Annotated in this window: 4 protein-coding genes; 1 reads left to right on the forward strand and 3 read right to left on the reverse strand. The window is 68.2% G+C overall.

Features of this window, described 5'->3' with window-relative positions; translation table 11 throughout:
* The coding region (locus tag OXM58_17545; protein ID MDE0150165.1) for a tyrosine-type recombinase/integrase at nt 1-348 on the forward strand (348 nt) is incomplete at its 5' end.
* Between the two features lie 51 nt (nt 349-399).
* Here OXM58_17545 and OXM58_17550 read toward each other — a convergent pair.
* The 3 genes from OXM58_17550 to OXM58_17560 form a co-directional block, all read right to left on the reverse strand.
* Nucleotides 400-1,293 (reverse strand): hypothetical protein, encoded by an 894-nt coding sequence (locus OXM58_17550; protein MDE0150166.1) that lies wholly within the window; start codon nt 1,291-1,293, stop codon nt 400-402.
* A gap of 195 nt (nt 1,294-1,488) precedes the next feature.
* Nucleotides 1,489-1,794: a HigA family addiction module antitoxin gene (locus tag OXM58_17555; GenBank protein MDE0150167.1), complete on the reverse strand. Its 306-nt coding sequence runs from the start codon at nt 1,792-1,794 to the stop codon at nt 1,489-1,491.
* A 13-nt stretch (nt 1,795-1,807) separates the two neighbouring features.
* Complete coding sequence (locus tag OXM58_17560; protein MDE0150168.1) at nt 1,808-2,089, reverse strand: type II toxin-antitoxin system RelE/ParE family toxin; 282 nt, start codon at nt 2,087-2,089, stop codon at nt 1,808-1,810.
* Nucleotides 2,090-2,456: the final 367 nt, after the last annotated feature.

Below are 2,456 nucleotides of genomic sequence, written 5' to 3' on the forward strand. Positions count from 1 at the left end.
CTGCCGCCGCCGGCGGTGCGGCTGCTGGAGGACCTGCCGCGCCGGGCGGGCAGCCTGTTTGTGTTTCCGGGCAGGGACCGGGACGGGCGCTACAGCGCGGGCGGGCTCGACCATGCCTGGCGGGCCGTGCGGGAGGCCGCGAAGCTGGAGGACGTGCGGATCCATGACCTTCGACATTCCTTCGCTTCGCGCGCGCTGGCGCTCGGCGAGACGCTGCCGGTGATCGGCAAGCTGCTGGGGCACAACGACATCGAGACCACCGCGAGATACGCGCATCTGGCGCAGGATTCTATCCACGAGGCGGCGGAGAGAATCGCTGCCAGCATTGCGGCGGACATTTTACGTTGAGCCAGCAGTGGCCCGAATCGGTCCATCGACCGGCGGTATCCGGTCGCGGTGCTACCGATTGGCCGAGGCATGGGGAAGGCTTTCCGGGATGTCCGGGATGCCGGTCAGGAAGATCGCCTCTTTCCGATGGCCCGTATAGGCGCAGAAGACGTATTCGTTCCAGTGGTTCGGCTCCGGGCCGTGTTTCATCAGATGACCGTGCAGGTCATCCGTCCGGGGCGGTTTCTTCCGCGCCTTCATCCGCGCGAGCTCGCGCTCCAGATAGTCGACGAAGGCGCTTTCCGGCCAACCACCGATGACGTAGGGCGTGGTGAACACGATATGCCGTCGGCACAACTCGTGGGGCGGCGGCAGCAGGCGCGCAAACCAGATCTCGCCCTCGCTGCCGGCATAGCCGGCGGGCACCATGCAGGAAACGACTTCCCGCGCGCCGACCTCGCGCAGTAAAACCCCCTCGTCCTCGCGGCCGCAGTGCACGTAAAAGCCCATCCTCGACTGCTGCATCTTCTCGATGGCGTCCATCTGCCAGGGCGGCAAATCGAACGCGGGCGCGATGCGCAGGATGCAGCTGCCCATGGTCTCACCGCTGCTCCCGAAGCGGACGTCGAAGAACGCCCACATCGTGAAATAGCTGACGGTCAGCGGGCTCATCGGCGGCCCGGACGGCATGTATTCGTCCTCGGCGGCGCCGACGATCCTCACATAGCCCTTCGCCTCTCTCATGGTGGACATGGCTTCCGACAGGAGGGAGACGATGTTCTCCATCATGACGTAGATGCCGTGGCAGGGATCGAGGTCCGCGAACCTGGCGGGGACCGGACCCTCGCCGCCGAAACCGGCGTCAAGCGCCATCTCCCTGGCTTCGCGCCAGCCCGCAAGATCGGCGACCTTCGACCCGCGAGAGGCGAGGACTTTCTTCGCCATCCTGTCGGCAACGGAACCCATGCTGCGCCTTGTAGTCGCTTTCGCCCGCGGGGCTCAACCGGCCTGCCGCGGACGCCCGGTCATCTATCGCTCCGTCTCGGGCAGGCCGCGCCGGGCGGCGTCGACAACCTGCCGCACGGTCGCCCGCGCGAGACGGAATTCCCGTGCGATCACCGCCGGCCCTTGCATGCTGCGCAGCCGGCCCGCCGCCGTCCGTCAGCCGGCCGGATGCAGGTCCGTCCCCGTGTCGAGCGCCGGCAACCGGGCGATCGCCGCGCCGTTCTTCTCTTCCGCGAGCCGCAGCTCGTAGAGCTTCTGGAGGTTGAGCCAGAACTCGCCGGTGGTGCCGAAGAAGTGCCCGAGCCGAAGCGCCGTGTCCCCGGTGATGGCGCGCCGGCCGTTCAGAATGCCGGTAATGCGGTTCGTCGGCACCTCGATGCGCCGGGCGAGTTCGGCCGCGCTCATACCGAGCGCGTCGAGGTCTTCGCGCAGAGTCTCGCCGGGATGGATGGGTTCGCGCATGCCGCGCCTCCTGTCAGTGGTAGTCGACGATTTCCACGTCGGCGGGACCGGGGCTGCCTTCCGGCCAGACGAAGCAGATTCGCCACTGGTCGTTGATCCGAATACTCCACTGTCCCCGCCGTCGGCCCCTGAGCGCTTCCAGCCGGTTGCCGGGCCGCGCCAGGTCGCCGAGCCCGGTGGCCGCGTCGAGCTGGTCGAGCTTGCGCGAGGCGGTGCGCGCGAAGCCCGAGAAGGCCGCAACCCGGCGTCCCCGGTAGAACGCCTCGGTGCGCTTGTCCCTGAAGCCGACGATCACGACGCATCCGAATCCGCAGACCCTGCATTGTCCGCACCGTAGCCCCCGCATCTGCGTTACGTCAAGCATAACGCCATGGTCGGCGGCGGTGCTCTTCATCCGCCGCCGCTGACGGCTTCCCTTTACCGCGCCGCCGTCCCGCCGCCGTCTCCATCCCCGTGCTGTTCGCCGTCAGGAGGAGAGGTTTGGCCGTGATCGGGGCGGCGGTCGGGGTGTCCGGGGGAGGGCGTCCGGCTGCCGCTTTCCCTCATCGGCACGAAGGAGACGGCATCATGACGGCAGCCATGGCGATGCCCGGCAACACGGCGGCGACGTCACGACGTCGGCGCATCCGTCCTGTCCTTCGCCGGAGCAGCACCGGTGCCGG

The sequence above is a fragment of the Rhodospirillaceae bacterium genome (assembly GCA_028819475.1).
In the GTDB taxonomy this organism is placed as follows: Bacteria; Pseudomonadota; Alphaproteobacteria; order Bin65; family Bin65; genus Bin65.

Coding starts and splice junctions, on each gene's coding strand:
- OXM58_17550 (MDE0150166.1), bottom strand. CDS start 1,293: ATGGGTTCCGTTGCCGACAGGATGGCGAAGAAAGTCCTCGCCTCTCGC.
- OXM58_17555 (MDE0150167.1), bottom strand. CDS start 1,794: ATGCGCGAACCCATCCATCCCGGCGAGACTCTGCGCGAAGACCTCGAC.